Consider the following 21,273-nt stretch of genomic DNA (forward strand, 5'->3'; position numbering starts at 1 on the left):
TTTATGGGCAATATCAAAAGTCGTGTGAATGAATTACATGATTTATTAAATCAATATGGTTATGAATATTATGTACAAGATAATCCTTCAGTGCCAGATAGTGAATACGATAAATTATTAAGAGAATTAATAGATATAGAAGAGGCACATCCTGAATTTAAGTCACCTGATTCTCCTACTGTACGTGTAGGAGGAGAGGTGCAATCTTCTTTCGAAAAAGTCAACCATGATACACCAATGTTAAGTTTAGGTAATGCTTTCAATGAACAAGAATTACGTCGTTTTGATCAACGTATTCGTGAACAAGTCGGTAGTGTTGAATATATGTGTGAATTGAAAATTGATGGATTAGCTGTGTCCCTTAAATATGTAGAAGGTCGCTTCGTTCAAGGTTTAACTCGAGGTGATGGTACTACAGGTGAAGATATCACTGAAAATTTACGCACCATTCATGCTATTCCATTAAAGATTAATGAACCATTAAGTTTTGAAGTGCGTGGCGAAGCTTACATGCCTCGTAGTTCTTTTATAAGACTAAATGAAGAAAAAGAAAAGAATGAAGAACAACCATTCGCTAATCCACGAAACGCAGCAGCGGGATCGTTAAGGCAACTTGATCCCAAATTGGCAGCTAAACGTAAATTAAGTGTATTCTTATATAGTGTTAATGATTTTACAGATTTTGATGCAACTACTCAGAGTGGTGCGTTGGATGAATTAGATCGTTTAGGATTTAAGACAAATCATGAGCGTATGCGCGTGGGTGATATTGAAGGTGTATTAGAATATATTGAGAAATGGACAAAACAACGTGAACAATTATCCTATGATATTGATGGCATCGTTATAAAAGTGAATGACATTGAACAACAAGATGAAATGGGATACACGCAGAAATCTCCAAGATGGGCGATTGCATATAAGTTTCCTGCCGAAGAAGTGGTAACAACATTACAAGATATTGAGTTAAGTATTGGTAGAACAGGTGTTGTAACACCAACTGCGATTCTTGATCCTGTAAGAGTTGCTGGGACAACTGTATCTAGAGCATCTTTACATAATGAAGATTTAATACATGAGAGAGATATCAGAATTGGGGATAGTGTAGTAGTTAAAAAAGCTGGCGATATTATACCAGAAGTAGTGAAAAGTATTACGGAACGCCGACCTGAAGGTACATTACCGTATTCAATGCCAACACATTGTCCGAGTTGTGACCATGAGTTGGTAAGAATTGAAGGGGAGGTTGCATTACGTTGTATAAATCCAAAGTGTCAGGCTCAACTTGTAGAGGGGTTGATTCACTTTGTATCACGTCAAGCCATAAATATTGATGGCTTAGGAACTAAAATTATACAACAACTCTATCATCACAATGTGATTAATGATGTGGCCGACATCTTCTACCTAACTGAAGACGATTTATTACCTTTAGAGCGTATGGGTTCCAAAAAAGTTGAAAATCTACTAAAAGCGATTGAAGATGCTAAAGCCAATTCTCTAGAGCATCTATTATTTGGTTTAGGAATACGTCATCTAGGAGTTAAAGCAAGTCAAGTTCTAGCTGAAAAATACGAAACAATGGATAGACTACTTGAAGTAACTGAAGAAGAACTTATTAGTATTCATGATATTGGAGATAAGTTAGCTCAATCTGTTGTAACATATTTAGAAAATGAAGATATTAAAGCATTAATTGAAAAATTAAAATATAAAAATGTCAATATGGTTTATAATGGAATTAAAACTTCTGATATAGAAGGTCACCCTGATTTTAAAAATAAAACAATTGTTTTAACAGGTAAATTACAACAACTGACACGAAAAGAAGCATCTGCCTGGTTAGAATTACAAGGCGCAAAAGTTACAAGTAGTGTAACTAAAAAAACAGATTTAGTAATTGCTGGTGAAGATGCAGGTTCTAAATTAACTAAGGCAGAAAAGTTTGGTACTGAAATTTGGACAGAAGAGCAATTCGTGGCTAAACAAAATGAAATATCTAGTTAGAGGAGAACGGCAATGAAGCGGACCCTATTCTTAATTATAACGTCGATTGTGTTGTTAACGGCATGTGGCAATAACAATGATAATAAAAATAACCAATCTGTGAATAAACAAGAAACTAAAACTGACTCAAATAATGTGAAAACAATAGCAACAGATAAAAACGTACAAGGTGATAATTACCGCACGATTTTGCCATTCAAAGAAAGTAAGGCCCGTGGTGTATTACAAGATAACATGGCAAATAGTTACAATGGTGACGATTTCGAAAGTGGTTTATTGACACTAAGCAAAGATGTATTTCCAACTGATGATTACCTTTATCAAGACGGCCAATATCTAGATAAAGATACTCTTAATAGTTATTTAAATCCCAAATACACTAAAAAAGAAATAGATAAAATGAGTGAAAAAGAGAAAGAATCCAATAAAGCGAGTGAGAATTTAGGATTAAATCCATCACACAAAGGTGAGGATGATCCAGAAAAAATCGCAGAACAATCTCCAGCTTATTTATCTAATATTCTTGAACAAGATTTTTACGATAGTGGGGATACTAAAGGAAAAAATATTAAAGGTATGACAATTGGCTTAGCCATGAATAGTGTTTATTATTATCAAAAAGAGAAAGATGGAGAGACTTATAGCAAAGAACTTGATGATAAGGAAATTGAAAAACAAGGTAAACAAATGGCTTCAGAAATCTTAACAAGATTAAGAGCCAATGATGATTTAAAAGATATTCCTATTCATTTTGCAATTTATAAACAATCCGATCAAAATTCAATTACACCAGGAGAATTTATTGCTAATACTACAGTTGATGATGATCAAACTAAAATTAATAAATGGAAAAAAATTGATCAAGTGTCAGCATTATTACCATCTTCAACAGCAAAAAAATACAATGAAAATTTGAATAATAATTTTAAACAATTCAATGACAACCTACAATCTTACTTTACTAACTTCACTCAAGCAGTAGGTAAAGTTAAATTTGACGGTAAAAAACCAACACAATTAACTATAGATTTACCTATTGATTATTATAGTCAAGCTGAAACGATTGGTATTACCCAATATGTTACAGAACAAGCTAGAAAATATTTTGACAATATCGATAGCTATGAAATTCGAATTAAAGACGGAAATACACCAAGAGCTTTGATTAGTAAATCTAAAGAAGATAAAGAGCCCCAAGTTCATATTTATAATAATTAACATAAAACTACGGATAACGCCTACAAGTTGGGTTATCCGTAGTTTTTGTTTAATATTATTATTTTTCACGAACAATAGATTTAACTTTTTCAATATCTCTTTCAACAAAGTCACCTGGATGTTGAGTCAATAAACTCACTACATATGTAACGATGACACTAATAATGAATCCTGGAATAATTTCATACATTCCGAAAATTTCATTTATACTCGCTAAAGGTTTAATCCAAGCAATCCATATAATTACCACAAGGGCACCTGCTACCATACCGCTGATAGCACCAGCTCGTGTAAGCTTTTTCCAATAAAGTGAGAATAATACTAATGGACTGAAAGAAGCTCCAAAGCCGGCCCATGCGTTACCAACTAAGTTAAGTATTGTATCATTTGGAGACCAAGCAATCGCAATTGCTACAATTGCCACAACTAATACAGACAATCTACCAACTAACACGAATTCTTTTTGATGTGTTTTCACACGCTCTTCACCACGTATTAATTTATAAAAGTCTTCAGTTAATGAACTTGATGTTACTAATAGTTGTGATGAGATAGTGCTCATGATAGCTGCAAGAATGGCAGCTAATAAGAACCCGCCTACTAAAGGATGAAATAAAATTTGACTCATAATGATGAATAGTGTCTCAGGATCATCCATCTTAATATGATTATCTGGAATGAATGCGATACCAGTTAACCCTACGCCTACAGCACCAAGTAACCCTACAGTCATCCAACTTATACCTAAACGGCGAGCTTTGGGTAGCATTTTTTGTGACTTTATAGACATAAATCTTACGATGATATGAGGTTGTCCAAAATAACCTAGACCCCATGCAAATAATGAAACAATGCCAAGAAAAGTTGTCCCTCTAAATAAATCCATATTTGTTGGCTTCATTTCAGCAACTCGAGAAAACGTATCCCACCCATTAAGTTGTAACATTGCAACAATAGGGACCATAACCATTGCAATTAACATGATTACACCTTGGAAGAAATCAGTTATAGATACGGCTAAATATCCTCCGAAAAAAGTATAAGCGATAACGATAACTGCAACTAAAATTAATCCAAAATGGTAATTTAGTCCAAACGCACTTTCAAATAGTTTACCACCTGATACAAACCCAGAGTGTGTATAAAGAGTAAAGAATACAACTATTATTAAACCAGAAATGATTTTAATAATATTTTCTTTATCGTTAAGTCGATTTTTGAAGAAATCAGGAAGGGTGATTGCATCACCTGCCACTTCAGTATAAACTCTCAACCTTGGTGCAACGACAAGATAGTTAACATATGCACCTAATGTGAGACCAATTGTTATCCATATTGCTGATAAACCAGTGCTATAGACAGAACCAGGTAGTCCCATTATCATCCAGCCACTCATATCTGATGCACCTGCAGATAAAGCAGTGATATATGGTCCGATACTACGTCCACCAAGCATATATTCACTTAAATTACCTGTAGCTTGTTTGTAGCCGTAATATCCAATGATAAGTAAAATAATAAAATAAATCGCAATCATTATGTATGTTTGCCAATTGGTATTAACTTGACTAGGCAAGCTTGCTCCTAAAATAAGCATAAAGAAATACCCCCTTTTTTTATATGGTGTAAAGACTTAGATGACTTATAAACATTAGTAAATTTCAATTACATGAGTATGCAACTTTTTTAAATGATTTAGTTACATGTAATATTATACAATGTGGTGAATGGTTTAGAGAAGTATAAATTTTAATTTTTAAAAAGAAAAATACTTTCAAAGCACAATAGTAAGCGTTTTCAAAATGTAAAAAAGTTTATTGATTTTATTATACGTAATATGCATATTAAAGATTATAAATATTTTTTATATATAATTTAGGTCAGTATTTTCGTTAAATTAATAATTGAGTTACATTATTTATAAAGTGTTTATTAATTACTTACCTATGAATTAATCATCAATAATGTCATGAAGTTATGTTGTCTCAATAAATATTTAGATTTTTAAGTGAAAATTTGATACAATTTTATGATGAATGAGTAATAAGGAGGCTTTTAATAAATGACTAAAGTTACACGTGAAGAGGTTGAACATATAGCACATTTAGCAAGACTTCAAATTTCTGAAGAAGAAACTGAAGAAATGGCTAATACACTTGAAAGTATCTTAGATTTTGCTAAACAAAATGACACAGCAGATACAGAAGGTATTGAACCAACTTATCATGTATTAGATTTGCAAAATGTGTTACGTGATGATGAAGCAATCGAGGGCATTCCTCAAGAACTTGCATTAAAAAATGCTAAAGAGACAGAAAATGGTCAATTTAAAGTACCAGCTATCATGAATGAGGAGGAAGCTTAAGATGAGTATTCGTTATGAATCAGTTGAAAAATTATCAGAAATGATTAAAAACAATGAGATTAAGCCTTCAGAAGTTGTCAAAGACATCTATGATGCAATTGAAGAAACGGATCCTACTATTAAATCATTTTTAGCACTAGATAAAGATAATGCTATTAAAAAAGCGAAAGAATTAGATGAATTACAAGCAAAAGGTCAAATGGAAGGTAAATTGTTTGGTATTCCTATGGGAATTAAGGACAACATCATTACTAAAGATGTGGAAACAACATGTGCTAGTAAGATGTTAGAAGGATTTGTTCCAATCTATGAATCTACTGTAATGAACAAACTACATGATGAAAATGCGATTCTAATCGGTAAACTGAACATGGATGAATTTGCTATGGGTGGTTCAACTGAAACATCATATTTCAAACAAACTGTTAACCCATTCGATCATACAGCTGTACCAGGTGGTTCGTCAGGTGGTTCAGCAGCAGCAGTTGCAGCAGGTTTAGTACCATTCAGTCTAGGTTCAGATACTGGTGGTTCAATTCGACAACCAGCAGCATATTGTGGTGTAGTTGGTATGAAACCAACTTACGGACGTGTATCACGTTTCGGTTTAGTTGCTTTTGCATCTTCATTAGACCAAATTGGTCCAATTACAAGAAATGTTAAAGATAACGCTATCGTTCTAGAGACAATTTCAGGCGTTGATAGAAATGATTCTACAAGTGCACCAGTTGAAGACGTTGACTTTACTTCAGAAATTGGTAAAGACATTAAAGGCTTAAAAGTTGCTTTACCAAAAGAATATTTAGGTGAAGGTATCAATGAAGATGTTAAAGAAGCTGTTAAGAATGCAGTTGAAACACTTAAATCTCTAGGTGCAGAAGTTGATGAAGTATCACTTCCAAATACGAAATATGGTATTCCATCATATTATGTTATCGCGTCATCAGAAGCATCAGCGAACTTAGCTCGCTTTGATGGTATACGCTATGGCTACCATTCAAAAGAAGCCCAATCATTAGAAGAATTATATAAAATGTCTAGATCTGAAGGATTTGGTGCTGAAGTTAAGCGTCGTATCTTCCTAGGTACATTTGCATTAAGTTCTGGTTATTATGATGCTTACTATAAAAAATCACAAAAAGTTAGAACATTAATCAAGAATGACTTTGATAAAGTTTTTGAAAACTATGATGTTGTTGTAGGTCCAACTGCACCAACTACTGCGTTTAACTTAGGTGATGAAATCGATGATCCATTAACTATGTATGCTAATGACTTATTAACTACACCTGTTAACTTAGCTGGTTTACCAGGTATTTCTGTTCCTTGTGGGCAATCAAACGGTAGACCAATTGGCTTACAATTTATCGGTAAACCTTTTGATGAAAAGACGTTATATCGTGTGGCATATCAATATGAAACACAATTCAATTTACATGACGCATATGAAAAATTATAAGGAGTGGAAATAATGCATTTTGAAACAGTTATCGGACTTGAAGTTCACGTTGAGCTAAAAACAGACTCAAAAATGTTCTCTCCATCACCAGCACATTTTGGAGCTGAACCTAACTCAAATACAAATGTTATTGATTTAGCATATCCTGGTGTATTACCGGTTGTTAATAGACGTGCTGTAGACTGGGCTATGCGTGCATCAATGGCTTTAAATATGGATATCGCTACAAATTCTAAATTTGACCGTAAAAACTATTTCTATCCAGATAATCCTAAAGCTTATCAAATTTCTCAATTTGATCAACCAATTGGGGAAAATGGTTATATTGATATTGAAGTAGATGGTGAAACAAAACGTATCGGAATCACACGTCTTCACATGGAAGAAGATGCTGGTAAATCAACACATAAAGATGGATACTCTTTAGTAGACTTAAACCGTCAAGGTACACCATTAATTGAAATTGTATCTGAACCAGATATTAGATCCCCTAAAGAAGCTTATGCTTATTTAGAAAAATTACGTTCAATTATTCAATATACAGGTGTATCAGACTGTAAAATGGAAGAAGGCTCATTACGTTGTGATGCCAACATTTCATTACGTCCTTATGGACAAGAAGAGTTCGGTACAAAAACTGAATTAAAAAACCTAAATTCATTTAACTATGTTAGAAAAGGTTTAGAGTACGAAGAAAAACGCCAAGAAGAAGAATTATTAAACGGCGGTACAATTGGACAAGAGACGCGCCGCTTTGATGAATCAACTGGTAAAACAATCCTTATGCGTGTTAAAGAAGGCTCAGATGACTACCGTTACTTCCCTGAACCTGACATTGTACCTTTATACGTAGATGAAGAATGGAAAGAGCGTGTACGTCAAACAATCCCTGAATTACCAGATGAGCGTAAAGCTAAATATGTAAATGATTTAGGTTTACCTGAATACGATGCGCACGTATTAACACTTACTAAAGAAATGTCTGATTTCTTTGAAGGTGCTATTGAAAAAGGTGCAGACGTTAAGTTAACTTCAAACTGGTTAATGGGTGGCGTTAATGAATATTTAAATAAAAACCAAGTTGATTTACAAGATACTAAATTAACACCAGAAAACCTTGCTGGTATGATTAAACTTATTGAAGATGGTACGATGAGTAGTAAAATCGCTAAAAAAGTTTTCCCAGAATTAGCTGAAAATGGTGGCGATGCTAAACAAATTATGGAAGATAAAGGTTTAGTTCAAATTTCTGATGAAGCTACTTTAACTAAATTCGTCACTGAAGCTTTAGATAATAATCCTCAATCTGTTGAAGATTATAAAAATGGTAAAGGGAAAGCAATGGGCTTCTTAGTTGGTCAAATTATGAAAGCATCTAAAGGCCAAGCTAATCCTCAAAAAGTAAACCAAATATTAAAACAAGAATTAGATAAACGTTAATTAAAGATTTAAACATAATGAATTAAAGCATCATTTAAGGTTTGTTTCCTATCATGGTTAGGGAACAAGCCTTTTAATTTTGGTGTGTGGTGTTTTTAGTTCAATTATTTTTAATGTTATAACTGCTTTGATTATTTAATTGTAAATAGTGTAATAAATGTATTTTAAAGATTATTGATTTAAATACTTCCAACTCTCCTATAAATCATTTAATATAAGAATATGTATAAAAAGATGAGGGATAATTTATGAGAAAATGTGCAAGAATCATTTATAATCCAACTTCTGGAAAGGAACTTTTTAAAAGAACTTTACCAGATGTTTTAATTAAATTAGAACGTGCCGGTTATGAGACAAGTGCTTATGCTACTGAGCGTGAAGGCGATGCAACGCTTGAAGCTGAACGTGCACTTAAAAGAGATTATGATATTATTATAGCAGCTGGTGGAGATGGCACACTTAATGAAGTTGTTAATGGCATAGCTGAACAACCCAATCGTCCTAAATTAGGTATCATCCCTATGGGGACAGTGAATGATTTCGGTAGGGCCTTACACTTACCAAGTGATATTATGGGTGCTGTTGATGTTATTATTGATGATCACACGACAAAAGTTGATATAGGAAAAATGAATAATCGTTATTTCATCAATTTAGCAGCTGGTGGTCAATTAACTCAAGTTTCATATGAGACGCCAAGTCGATTAAAATCAATTGTAGGTCCCTTTGCGTATTACATTAAAGGATTTGAAATGTTACCTCAGATGAAAGCTGTAGATTTGCGTATAGAATATGATAATCAAGTTTTTCAAGGTGAGGCATTATTATTCTTATTGGGACTGACAAACTCAATGGCAGGATTTGAGAAATTAGTTCCAGATGCTAAGTTAGACGACGGGCATTTCACATTAATTATTGTAGAAAAGGCTAACCTTGCTGAATTAGGACACATTATGACTTTAGCATCTCGCGGAGAACACATTAAACATCCAAAGGTTATTTATGAGAAAGCTAAATCAATTAATATCTCATCCTTTACTGAAATGCAACTGAATGTAGATGGTGAATATGGTGGTAAATTACCAGCTAATTTCTTGAATTTAAAAAGACATATCGAAGTATGTACGCCAAAAGATATATATAATGAAGAATTAACTGAAGATCAACAAGTCGAAGATGGCATTATTGAAGAGAAGCCATCGAATGAAGAAATTATTAAAAACAATGAAATATCAGAGTAAATTATACAGTTGAAGAGGTTGAGCAATAGTTTTGATGTCTTAGGTATGAAAAACAAAACCAAGATTAAACTACTCTAACCTCTTTTTATGTGGGGTGAAATAATGGAAACCATAAATAAAAATGAAATAAAACAAGGTAACGTTGTTGATTTAACACATGAAGGGCATGGTGTCATTAAAATCGACCGTTATCCGATATTTGTGCCAAATGCGTTAATTGGTGAAGTAATTAAATACAAAATTATTAAAGTGAAGAAAAATTTTGCTATTGGTAAGCTTCTTCAAGTTATTAAACCAAGTGAGCAACGCGTGGAACCGCCATGTAAATACTATTGGAAGTGTGGTGGTTGTCAATTGCAACACATGACTTATGATGCCCAATTGGCTATGAAGCAGTCACAAGTTACCAACTTATTCCATAGAAAAGCACAATTTAGCAATACAATCATTAACAAAACTATCGGTATGGATCATCCTTGGCATTACAGAAATAAATCACAGTTGCCAATTGGTAAAGATAGAGATGGAAAAGCAATTATAGGATATTATCGACAAAGAAGTCACGATATTATCGATATGGATAGTTGCTTAATTCAAGATGATGTACACCAAGACATTATGAATCACGTCAAACAATGGATTATTGATTACGATATTAGTGTTTATAATGAGAGTACAAAAAAAGGACTTTTAAGACATTTAGTTATTCGCACAGGTTATTATTCTGATGATAAGATGGTAGTTTTTGTAACAAATGGTAAAAATTTCCAGCAAGCTTCAATTTTAGTTGAAAAACTGAAAGAAACTTTTCCTAACATAACTAGCATTAAACAAAATATTAATAAAAGTCATTCTAATGTTATTATGGGGGAACAGTCTGTAACGTTATACGGCAAAGATAAGATTGCAGATCAACTTAGTGATACTACATTTAAGATAAGTGACCAATCATTCTACCAAATAAATTCTTCACAAACTGAAAAATTATATCAACAAGCAATAGAGTATGCGCAATTGACAGGTGAAGAAACAGTTCTTGATACATATTGCGGTATTGGTACGATAGGTTTATATATGGCTCCAGTAGCGAAACATGTTTATGGTGTTGAGGTTGTACCGTCAGCGATTAAAGATGCACAACAAAATGCGACTTTAAATGGATTTGAAAATACAACTTTTGTCTGTGGTAAAGCAGAAGAAGTCATTATAAAATGGAAACAACAAGGTATCAAACCAGATGTTGTTATGGTAGATCCACCTAGAAAAGGGTGCGATGAAACCTTCTTACAAACACTGCTCAAACTAAATCCTAAGCGTATTGTCTACATCTCTTGTAATCCTTCTACGCAACAAAGAGATGCTCAAATATTAGATTCACAATATGAATTGCAAGAAATTACACCTGTCGATATGTTTCCTCAAACAACACATGTAGAGACAGTTGCATTATTTGAAAGAAAATCTTAAACGTGAAATTTTAATACAAATATTAAGAAATGGTTACAGAGCATTAAATCTTATAAAAAAGTTTTTTTCTCAACATCGACTGTGTATACTATGGTTGAAAATTAACAGAGATTGGAGGTTATTATTGTGCAGAAAATTGATTTTTCACCAAATAGAATCAACTTACCTAAATTTATGGCAACTCAATTAGTAGTAATTTTATTTATGATAGTGTTTACTTATAAATGGGCATTTATGTTTACAACTATTCATGAACAAACATTTTTAGCTAACTTATTATACGGTATTTTAGGGTTTATAGTTATTTTAGGACTACATGAACTCATTCATAGAATTTCATTTTTTATTTTTTCAAGAGGGGAACAGCCTCATTTTAAATATAAAAAAGGTTTTCTTTTAGTACATATTTCCAAAAAATATTTTAATAAATGGCAATTTTGCACAATAATGCTAGCTCCAATGTTTATATTAACAGGATTATTAATGTTTATATTCAGTATTTACGCATACTCCTCAATTATTATTATGTTAAGTATACATATTGGATATTGCTTAATCGATTTATATTTAGTAGGTATTACATTTACTAATAAATTTGAATATGTACATCCATCAGATGAAGGTTTAATTATGTATCATCAACGACCAATACAAGCTAATAACGAATTTGAATAAATAGTGAGTCTCAATATAATTATTTATGTGCACATTTCATGAGTTTTGTTGCTAGTCACATTATAATTATATTGAGGCTTATTTTATTTTAAAAGAGGTGAGACTATGGCTGAAAGAAGGATTATTCATATTGATATGGATTACTTTTTTGCACAAGTAGAAATGCGAGATAACCCTACATTAAAAGGTAAACCTGTAATTGTAGGTGGTAAGGCAAGTACTCGTGGCGTGGTTTCTACTGCTTCTTACGAGCCTAGAAAATATGGGGTTCATTCTGCAATGCCAATGTCTCAAGCGCATAAATTATGTCCTAATGGATATTATGTAAGAGCAAGATTTGACGCTTATAGAGAAGCCTCTGCCGTGATTATGTCTATATTTAAAAGTTATACAGATATTGTAGAACCAATGTCATTGGATGAAGCGTATTTAGATATTACTCACCTTGTTAGACCTGACTTGTCTGCATCTAAAATCGCAACGTTTATTCGACGCGATATATTTGAACAAACTGGTTTAACTTCTTCTGCAGGTGTATCTTATAATAAATTTTTAGCAAAATTAGCAAGTGGTATGAATAAGCCTAATGGCATGAAGGTTATCGATTATAATAATGTAAACGATATTTTAATGAATCTAGATATTGGTGACTTTCCAGGTGTGGGTAAAGCGTCGAAAAAAGTCATGCATAACCATGATATTTATACAGGTAAAGATTTGTATGATAAAACTGAATTTGAATTAATACGTTGGTTCGGAAAAAGAGGTCGTGGCTTATATCTTAAAGCGCGAGGAATTGATCATAGTGAAGTAAAAGCAACGAGAGTGCGTAAATCTGTGGGTACTGAACGAACATTTTCAACTGATGTGAATGATGATGAAGAAATTTTACAAAAAATATGGGAACTATCTGGCAAGACAGCAGAACGTTTATCCAAGTTACAAAAATCAGGTAGTACGGTAACAGTTAAATTAAAAACTTATCAATATGAAACATTTTCTAAACAAAGAAGTTTAAGAGAGGCAGTAAGTAGAGATATTGATATATATAATGTAGCTTATGATTTGTATAATGATTTGAAGGATCCTGATGTTCCAATAAGGTTAATCGGTGTAACGGTTGGCAATTTAGAACAGTCAACATATGAGAATATGACGATTTATGATTTTATAGAAAGATAAAAAGGTTCATGATGACATTAGCAATTAAACTAAACCAGTAATTGCAATTCATGTGGGTTAACCTTTATCTTTTAAATTTTTGCCATAAATTTGGAGCATACTTTGTAAATTGTCATAGTGTTTTAATAATCTAAACGTAATCATTGCACATGCTTTAGCATCGTTGAGTGCATCATGATGACCGTGAAAATCTAATTTATAATGTTTCATTAAATGTTTTAGTCCGTAACGATATGCATCAATTGTACGTTTAGCAAGTTGATATGAACAGAAGTAAATCATGGAGGGTGTTTCTATATTTAACTGTTTTAAACTTTGATGAAGTACATTCATATCAAAAGCAGCATTGTGAGCAACAACAGGTAATTTACCAATAAATTGCATCATATAAGGGAATACATATTCAAAACTGGGAGCATCATTCACGTCTTCAGGTGTAATACCGTGAACCTCAATATTCGTCTGAGAGAAATAATCAAAAGGGTTAACTAAAGTATAAAAAGATTCCACAATCTCATTGTTAACTACTTTGACCATACCAACTGAACAGATACTTGTACGTTTACCATTTGCAGTTTCGAAGTCTAATGCTATAAAGGCATTTTCCATTCCTAACACTGTCCTTTCAAGTATTGATTCTTTTATTTTAGCTAAAAATATAAATTTATTTCCAGAATGTTGCATTCATAAAATAAAAAAAGAGTAGAAATGAATTCATTTCGAATTCATTATCCACTCCATTAATATTTATGAGTCTTGAGAATAACTAGCATTACACCTTTTTGTGCATGTTAGTTAGTTACAATGTACTAGGCAAGCAATAAAAATAGTTTGTCTCAATCACAATTAAACCTTGAGATAAAAGTTATTCTTCATCAAATGAACGAGCTGCTAATTCTTTTTCATATAAATATAAAGTATTGCAGTCATCACCAATACGATTTAAATAATCAATATGTGTTTCAAATGTTGATTCTTCTTCAACTTGCTCATCTAAGAACCAGTTTAAGAAAGAAATCGTAGCATAGTCTTTATCTTTTTGAGCTATTTCAGATAAATTGTAAAAACGACGAGTAACATCTTGTTCCTGTGCTAATCCATCTTTAAATGTTTCAAGGATAGATTTAAATTCAGTTTTAGGCGCTGGTATTGATTTAAATTCAGCATGTTCACCACGATCATTGATATAATCATAGATTTTTTTACCGTGGAAACGTTCTTCTTTAGCTTGTTGGATATAGAAGTTAGCGAAACCTTCATATGAAGCATCATCGCAATAAGCTGCCATTGCCATATAAGCATGAGCTGCGAAATATTCATGGTTCATTTGATCATTAAGTGCTTCTAACAAGTCTTTACTTAGCATAATTAAGTCACCTCTATTTAAGATTTTATAATTGATTTTGCCTTTGTTCATTAGAAGTATAACAAATCTATTCTCATTAGTAAATAATAATTATTATAATCTAGAATGTAACTTGCTATTTTTAATTGAGAATGTTTTTTGTTATACCCTTTACGTGTTATAATTATTCATGTGATTTATATGAGGAGGAAGCACATGAGACAATGGACTGCAACGCACTTAGCGAAATTGGCTCGTAAGGCTAGTATCGCTGCTGGGAAAAAAGGTACAGATTTACCTGGACAAGTTGCCCGCAAAGTGGATCAAAATATATTAAGAAAATTAGCTGCACAAGTAGATGACATCGTTTTTATTAGTGGGACTAATGGTAAAACGACGACATCTAATCTTATAGGACATACATTAAAAGCAAATCATATTGATATTATACATAATAATGAAGGTGCTAATATGGCAGCAGGCATCACATCTGCCTTTATCATGCAAAGCACTAAAAATACTAAAGTAGCGGTTATTGAAATCGATGAAGGATCTATTCCTCGAGTTTTAAAAGAAGTCACTCCATCAATGATGATATTTACTAATTTCTTCCGTGATCAAATGGATCGCTTTGGCGAAATAGATATAATGGTAAATAACATAGCTAAGTCAATTAGTAATAAAGGAATTAAATTGTTACTCAATGCGGATGATCCTTTTGTAAGTCGACTTAAAATAGCTAGTGACTCTATCGTTTATTATGGTATGAAAGCACACGCACATGAGTTTGAGCAAAGTACTATGAACGAGAGTAAGTATTGCCCAAATTGTGGCAAATTATTAGCATACGATTACATTCATTATAATCAAATCGGTCATTACCATTGTTCATGTGGATTCAAACGTGAATTACCTAAATATGAAGTTTCATCATTCACAGTATCTCCGTTCTTAGCATTAAATATAAATGAAACAACATTTAACATGAAAATTGCCGGAGACTTCAACGCTTATAATGCATTAGCTGCCTATACTGTGTTGAGAGAATTAGGACTCAATGATGAGTCTATTCGAATTGGTTTCGAATCATATACTTCAGATAATGGTCGTATGCAATATTTCAAACTTGATCATAAAGAAGCCATGATTAATTTAGCTAAGAATCCTGCAGGTATGAATGCTAGTTTATTAGTAGGAGAACAGTTAGTAGGTAAAAAAGTATATGTCATTAGTCTAAATGATAATGCAGCTGATGGTCGTGATACTTCTTGGATTTATGATGCCGATTTCGAGAAATTAAGCGAACAAAATATTGAAACGATTATTGTTACAGGGACTCGAGCTGAAGAATTACAATTACGTCTGAAATTAGCCGAAGTAAATGTTCCAATTATACTTGTAAAAGATATTTATAAAGCAACTGCGATGACAATGAATTATGAAGGTTTCACGGTAGCTATTCCTAACTACACATCTTTATCTCCAATGTTAGAACAACTTAATCGTTCATTTAAAGGAGGGCAATAAATATGAATGAATTAACCGTTTATCATTTTATGTCAGATAAATTAAATTTATATAGTGATATAGGAAATATTATTGCACTCAAACAAAGAGCAAAGAAACGTGGTATTCAATTAAATGTAGTAGAAGTTAACCAAACTGAAGGTGTGACGCTTGATAATTGTGATATATTCTTTATCGGCGGTGGCAGTGATAGAGAACAAAGTATTGCTACTAAGGAATTAAGCAAGATAAAGACTACACTTAAAGATGCTATTGAAGATGGTATGCCAGGATTAACGATTTGTGGTGGTTATCAATTTTTAGGAACAAAATATATTACGCCTGATGGAACTGAACTTGAAGGTTTAGGTATCTTAGATTTCTATACTGAATCACGAACTGAACGATTAACTGGTGATATAGTAATCGAGAGTGATACATTTGGAACGATAGTTGGCTTCGAGAATCACGGTGGTCGAACACATCATAATTTTGGTACGTTAGGACATGTTACGGTTGGTCACGGTAATAATGATGATGATAAACAAGAAGGTATTCACTATAAAAATTTATTAGGAACATATTTACATGGACCTATCCTTCCAAAGAATCATGAACTGACTGATTATTTATTAGAAAAAGCCTGTGAACGTAAAGGTATACCTTTTGAACCTAAACAATTAGATAACACTGAAGAAGAAGCGGCTAAAAGAGTTATTATAGAAAGATCATCAAAAAAATAACAAATATAATAAGCAATTAAAAATGACGTACCGGATTTATAGAAATTTTCCAGTACGTCATTTTTTATTTGTCATTATATCTACTATCTAATAATTTATAGATTAGAAGTATTTCATAAATGACATGACTTTTGATTTGATTCTGATCAAATTTTTCTAAGCGTTTAACAGAAGATTTAAGTGTTGATGCAGATGAGCGGTGAGGTTCAAAATGATTGCTTTTGATAATATTATTGACGCTATTACTAATTTTAATAATAGCTATTTTTTCCTCAGGTGTAAAAACTAAATGTATGTGCTTAGGTAAATATATAATATTTGATAGGTGAGTAGCCAGTAATCTATCGATATAGGAACGGTTCGAAATATTTTTTAATCGTTTCCATTCATCTTCTTTGTTTTTATGATAACGTAATTCGTCTTTTTGATAGCCAGTTAAAGTTTCAGTCTTGTTTATAACACCCATCAACTTATTTAAAAGATCATTACTATGATCAGAATCAAATTTTCCTAATAATAATTCGTTACATCTTGAAGAGAACAACTCATACATTTTATATTCGGATTGCGTTAAATTATCTTCAATTTGCTGATAATATTTAGGAGGCAGAACTATAAAATTGACCAATCCTGCTGTAACCAAACCGATTAATGCAGTTAATAATCTTGAAAAAAAGTTGAATAAATAGGCGTCGTGTATGCCGGGTATCATGGCAACCGATGTTAACACCGCAACAGTAGTACCAACTTGCAGGTTTAATTTAGTACAAACTAAGATAGTAAAAAGTGCACTAAACGTATACGTTAAAGCCGATTGGTCACCAAAAATAAAAGTAAAAAGTACAGCAAATAATGCACCAATTACCGTTGCGGGCAATCTTCTATAACCTTTTTTTAATGACGCCTTTGCAGTAGGTTCGATAGTTACAATAGCAGTTAATATAGCGAAGATTGGAGTGAGATCAAGCATCAAACAAAATAGCGATGTTAAAAAGGTCGCTAGGCCAGTTTTGATTGTTCTCGCTCCTATAATTTTCTTGTACCATTTATCCATATGATAAATCCTCTCGTTGTACGAAAATAACAATTATAATTTTATCTTTTAAACAGAAATTATTTTGCGCTTCATTTTTTGTATGTTTAGTATATCAAAATTTTTTTGGTATAATAAGGTGTAATCACAATTTAAAAAGGAACGGGATATTATGATTATAAAAACAGAAGAAGAATTACAAGCCTTAAAAGAGATAGGTTACATTTGTGCTAAGGTTAGAGATACTATGCAAGAAGCTACTAAACCTGGTATTACAACTAAAGAATTAGACAACATAGCTAAAGATTTGTTTGAAGAACATGGTGCTATTTCAGCACCTATTCATGATGAGAATTTCCCTGGGCAAACATGTATAAGTGTTAATGAAGAAGTAGCCCATGGCATTCCTGGCAAACGAATCATCCGTGAAGGAGATTTAGTTAATATAGATGTATCAGCTCTAAAAAATGGTTATTACGCTGATACTGGTATTTCTTTTGTTGTGGGTGAAGCAAGTGACCCACTTAAACAAAAAGTATGTGATGTTGCACTAATGGCATTTGAAAATGCAATGGCAAAAGTTAAACCTGGAACTAAATTAAGTAATATCGGTAAAGCAGTACATGCAACAGCACGTCAAAATGATTTAACTGTCATTAAAAATCTAACTGGGCATGGTGTAGGTCAATCACTACATGAGGCGCCTAACCATGTTATGAACTATTATGATCCTAAAGATAAAACTTTACTTAAAGAAGGGGTTGTAATTGCAGTAGAGCCATTTATTTCTTCTAAAGCAACTTTTGTAACAGAAGGTAAAAATGAATGGGCCTTCGAAACTAGAGATAAGAGTTTTGTCGCTCAAATCGAACATACGGTTATCGTTACTAAAGATGGACCATTATTAACTACAAAAATTGATTAATTTCATATTTAATTACTATTAATTAAAAATTCGATATATATATAAATTAACCAGTAAAAGAGATGACAACGCTCATTTACTGGTTTTTTAGTTTATACTAGTTAGTTTTATAAAGTTATTTAACTAATAATTTATAGACTTGTTTCTGCTGTTGTTTGCCATCTGGGTCTAGTTTGGTTTTAATTTTTGTGAAAGTTTCAGACCAATCAGACGTACGCGTTCTGATAGGTGGTTCTTTCATTTCAATTGTTTTTAAAATGACTTGCGCAACTTCATGTGAACTTTGAGAAGCATCATGCCCATAATTTTCTTTAATACCACTAGTATATGAATTGTATAAGTGCGTATATTCATCTTCTTGTATGCCACCAGTTTGAGTTAAGTGGTTCATAATGTTGGGCATAAATTCAGATTGTATGCCTCTGGGTTCAATAATAGTAAATTTAATATTGAATTCAGGTTGAATATAACTTGCTAAAGATTCTGTATAACCTTCAACACCAAACTTAGCGGCACAATATATTTCGTTGAAAGGTTGTCCAACTAGGCCTCCAACTGACGAAATATTGATAACACGACCTTCTCTTTGTGATCTCATGATTGGTAATACAGCTTTGGTCATTCGAATAACAGCCATTAAATTTAAATTAAGTTGTCAATTTATTTCTTCATCGGTTGCTTGTTCTGTAGTTTTATTAAAGCCGGCGCCAGCATTGTTAATCAAAATGTCTATACGAGCTTCTTCTTGTATAATGAATTCAACAGTAGATTTAATACTATCTAATTTGGTTACATTCAATTCTAAAATGGTTAGGTCTACATTTCTTTTAGTAGCTTCATTTTTTAAATCTATTTGTTTTTCTAAATTACGCATCGTGGCATATACTTGAAATCCTTTTTCAGCAAGCATGAGCGATGTTTCAAATCCTAGTCCTGATTAAGCACCAGTAACTAGAGCAATAGTTTTAGTCATAACATAATCTCCTTTGTGAAAGTCAATAAAGTATTAACTATTCTACGAATAATGTCCAAGAAATGAATCTATTAAGACCATCGTTGTTCAACTTTGCCAAATTTCCAAATTAAAGTAGAAATGAGCCAACTGATAATAAATAAAATCACTAAAATATAACCTATATTATCAAATTGTATGTTTTCAATAAATTCCCAGATAGAACCTTTTAATTGAAGCTTATCAACTAGTATTTGTAGTAATTCAACAGTGCCAATTAATAGCGCAGCGATAACAGATATAGCAGTAATTGTAATATTGTAATAAATTTTTCGAATAGGAGTGAAGAATGCCCAATTATAAGCAGAAATCATAAGTATACCGTCTAATGTATCTAGCAAACTCATTCCGGCAGCAAACAATATAGGTAAAGATATTATACCTACGAATGAAATTGCTTGCTGTGATGCACCTGAAGATAAAGATAGCAATGAGATTTCACTAGCAGTATCCAATCCTAAAACAAATAGAAAGCCTGGTGGCAAGACATGCCAAATATGACTAATAAATTTAAAGTATGGTCCGAACATACGAGAAACAAAGCCACGTGTATCTAATAAATCATTTAACTTCTCATCATTAATTTTGTCTTTGCGAAACTTTAAAAATAAAGTTATTAAAGAAATTAATATCATTAGATTTAATATACCTATGATAATTAAAAATGTTCCTGAAACGAGAGTGCCAATAATTCCACCAATTTCTTGAAAGTGGGGTAATGCATCTTTAGCCTATTTAAGTTAAATGCCTAAAAAGACAGCCATAAAAAAGACTACTGTCGAATGTCCAATTGAGAAGTAGAAACCTACACATACTGGATTACGTTATTGTTGGAATAATTTACGCACTGTATTATCAATAGCAGCTATATGGTCTGCATCAAAAGCGTATCGAAGTACTAATGTATAAGCAAATAATCCCATACCTAGTAGTAAATGATTAGTATTTGCTAAATAGAGGAGGCCAAAACACAGAATGTGAAGTGAAATCACAACAAGTACATAAGGAAGCCAATTAAGACGATGTGTGTTAATCATTGATGTTACCTTCGTTCAAAAATAAATATAATTAATCATAGACCTGTTTAAGTTGAAAATAAAATTTGAGGTGTAACTTACATGAATTTTATATAAATTCTATAGAAATAATAAACATCGTACTAAAGTATGAGAGTAAGATGGTCCTAGAGCCTATATGAGTTTGAGTCACTTTAAACTATAATTGAGCTTAATCAAGGACGAGGTGGTTCTATGAATTATATGGACTTATATTTACAACACTTTCTTAAAGTAGTTATTAAACGAAACATTAATGATTACAAAATCAGTTTAGATCGTAAATTAAAGAGCATTGAAAATTATATTGAATATTTAAAAGAAAAGAAAACACAAATGAATAAGTTGATTGACAGTTTAACTGCAACATTAGAAAATAAATATATTGATATTACTAATACGTATAATATTAAACATGCACAAGAAATTAATAATTATGAAATTGAAGGTCTTAAAAGACAGCTTGATTTATTTGAAGCCTATTGTGCAAGAATTGAAGCGGATATTCATCGTTGCTCAAAAGAAAAGATCACAACACAAGGGCAATGTGACATAATTGAACAAATGAGTGTAGTAGCTTAATTGAGAGGAATAGGGGGC

The 21,273-nt window shown here is 32.2% G+C and carries 17 protein-coding genes and 2 pseudogenes; 13 read left to right on the forward strand and 6 right to left on the reverse strand.

Annotation, left to right across the window (positions count from 1 at the left end):
• Positions 1-3: 3 nt before the first annotated feature.
• Positions 4-2,007 (forward strand): NAD-dependent DNA ligase LigA, encoded by a 2,004-nt coding sequence (gene ligA, locus AC1RRU_RS09110; protein ID WP_070487611.1) that lies wholly within the window; start codon positions 4-6, stop codon positions 2,005-2,007.
• Between the two features lie 12 nt (positions 2,008-2,019).
• Positions 2,020-3,225: a CamS family sex pheromone protein gene (locus AC1RRU_RS09115; protein WP_011275354.1), complete on the forward strand. Its 1,206-nt coding sequence runs from the start codon at positions 2,020-2,022 to the stop codon at positions 3,223-3,225.
• A 58-nt stretch (positions 3,226-3,283) separates the two neighbouring features.
• Here the strand turns inward: AC1RRU_RS09115 and putP are convergent, their stop codons facing one another.
• Complete coding sequence (putP, locus tag AC1RRU_RS09120) at positions 3,284-4,822, reverse strand: sodium/proline symporter PutP (protein WP_016931028.1); 1,539 nt, start codon at positions 4,820-4,822, stop codon at positions 3,284-3,286.
• Between the two features lie 465 nt (positions 4,823-5,287).
• On the opposite strand from putP, the gene gatC reads away from it, so the two are divergent.
• The 7 genes from gatC (at position 5,288) to dinB (ending at position 13,054) form a co-directional block, all read left to right on the forward strand.
• A complete protein-coding gene (gene gatC / locus AC1RRU_RS09125; RefSeq protein WP_011275356.1) occupies positions 5,288-5,590 on the forward strand; it encodes an Asp-tRNA(Asn)/Glu-tRNA(Gln) amidotransferase subunit GatC in 303 nt (100 codons plus the stop codon).
• Between the two features lies 1 nt (position 5,591).
• Positions 5,592-7,049, forward strand: a complete 1,458-nt coding sequence (gatA, locus tag AC1RRU_RS09130) for an Asp-tRNA(Asn)/Glu-tRNA(Gln) amidotransferase subunit GatA (protein WP_011275357.1) — start codon at positions 5,592-5,594, stop codon at positions 7,047-7,049.
• A gap of 12 nt (positions 7,050-7,061) precedes the next feature.
• A complete protein-coding gene (gene gatB / locus AC1RRU_RS09135; protein WP_016931027.1) occupies positions 7,062-8,489 on the forward strand; it encodes an Asp-tRNA(Asn)/Glu-tRNA(Gln) amidotransferase subunit GatB in 1,428 nt (475 codons plus the stop codon).
• Positions 8,490-8,737: 248 nt separating this feature from the next.
• Positions 8,738-9,730: a diacylglycerol kinase gene (locus AC1RRU_RS09140; RefSeq protein WP_011275360.1), complete on the forward strand. Its 993-nt coding sequence runs from the start codon at positions 8,738-8,740 to the stop codon at positions 9,728-9,730.
• 102 nt (positions 9,731-9,832) lie between these two features.
• Positions 9,833-11,197 (forward strand): 23S rRNA (uracil(1939)-C(5))-methyltransferase RlmD, encoded by a 1,365-nt coding sequence (rlmD, locus tag AC1RRU_RS09145; RefSeq protein WP_011275361.1) that lies wholly within the window; start codon positions 9,833-9,835, stop codon positions 11,195-11,197.
• A gap of 126 nt (positions 11,198-11,323) precedes the next feature.
• Complete coding sequence (locus tag AC1RRU_RS09150) at positions 11,324-11,872, forward strand: DUF3267 domain-containing protein (RefSeq protein ID WP_011275362.1); 549 nt, start codon at positions 11,324-11,326, stop codon at positions 11,870-11,872.
• 105 nt (positions 11,873-11,977) lie between these two features.
• Positions 11,978-13,054: a DNA polymerase IV gene (dinB, locus tag AC1RRU_RS09155; protein WP_493196575.1), complete on the forward strand. Its 1,077-nt coding sequence runs from the start codon at positions 11,978-11,980 to the stop codon at positions 13,052-13,054.
• A 57-nt stretch (positions 13,055-13,111) separates the two neighbouring features.
• On the opposite strand, the gene AC1RRU_RS09160 is transcribed toward dinB, so the two are convergent.
• Positions 13,112-13,663, reverse strand: a complete 552-nt coding sequence (locus AC1RRU_RS09160) for a 3'-5' exonuclease (RefSeq protein ID WP_037551142.1) — start codon at positions 13,661-13,663, stop codon at positions 13,112-13,114.
• 256 nt (positions 13,664-13,919) lie between these two features.
• Positions 13,920-14,420: an H-type ferritin FtnA gene (ftnA, locus tag AC1RRU_RS09165; RefSeq protein ID WP_011275365.1), complete on the reverse strand. Its 501-nt coding sequence runs from the start codon at positions 14,418-14,420 to the stop codon at positions 13,920-13,922.
• A 195-nt stretch (positions 14,421-14,615) separates the two neighbouring features.
• On the opposite strand from ftnA, the gene murT reads away from it, so the two are divergent.
• Both murT and gatD read left to right on the forward strand, forming a co-directional pair.
• A complete protein-coding gene (murT, locus tag AC1RRU_RS09170) occupies positions 14,616-15,926 on the forward strand; it encodes a lipid II isoglutaminyl synthase subunit MurT (RefSeq protein WP_016931024.1) in 1,311 nt (436 codons plus the stop codon).
• 2 nt (positions 15,927-15,928) lie between these two features.
• Positions 15,929-16,648 carry a lipid II isoglutaminyl synthase subunit GatD gene (gene gatD / locus AC1RRU_RS09175; RefSeq protein ID WP_016931023.1) on the forward strand — a complete coding sequence of 240 codons (720 nt, stop codon included), beginning with the start codon at positions 15,929-15,931 and terminating at the stop codon, positions 16,646-16,648.
• A 64-nt stretch (positions 16,649-16,712) separates the two neighbouring features.
• Here the strand turns inward: gatD and AC1RRU_RS09180 are convergent, their stop codons facing one another.
• Entirely contained in the window at positions 16,713-17,702 is a 990-nt protein-coding gene (locus AC1RRU_RS09180; protein ID WP_016931022.1) for an FUSC family protein, read from the reverse strand.
• 151 nt (positions 17,703-17,853) lie between these two features.
• On the opposite strand from AC1RRU_RS09180, the gene map reads away from it, so the two are divergent.
• Complete coding sequence (gene map / locus AC1RRU_RS09185) at positions 17,854-18,606, forward strand: type I methionyl aminopeptidase (RefSeq protein WP_016931021.1); 753 nt, start codon at positions 17,854-17,856, stop codon at positions 18,604-18,606.
• A gap of 115 nt (positions 18,607-18,721) precedes the next feature.
• Here the strand turns inward: map and AC1RRU_RS09190 are convergent.
• Both AC1RRU_RS09190 and AC1RRU_RS09195 read right to left on the reverse strand, forming a co-directional pair.
• Positions 18,722-19,531: pseudogene (locus tag AC1RRU_RS09190) on the reverse strand (SDR family oxidoreductase); the annotation flags it as partial.
• A gap of 119 nt (positions 19,532-19,650) precedes the next feature.
• Positions 19,651-20,655 (reverse strand): annotated as a pseudogene (locus AC1RRU_RS09195) (HoxN/HupN/NixA family nickel/cobalt transporter).
• A 213-nt stretch (positions 20,656-20,868) separates the two neighbouring features.
• Here AC1RRU_RS09195 and AC1RRU_RS09200 point away from each other — a divergent pair.
• Positions 20,869-21,255, forward strand: coding sequence for a hypothetical protein (locus tag AC1RRU_RS09200; RefSeq protein ID WP_011275373.1), 387 nt, complete (start codon positions 20,869-20,871; stop codon positions 21,253-21,255).
• Positions 21,256-21,273: the final 18 nt, after the last annotated feature.

The organism is Staphylococcus sp. GW821-FHT11H10 (assembly GCF_058807855.1).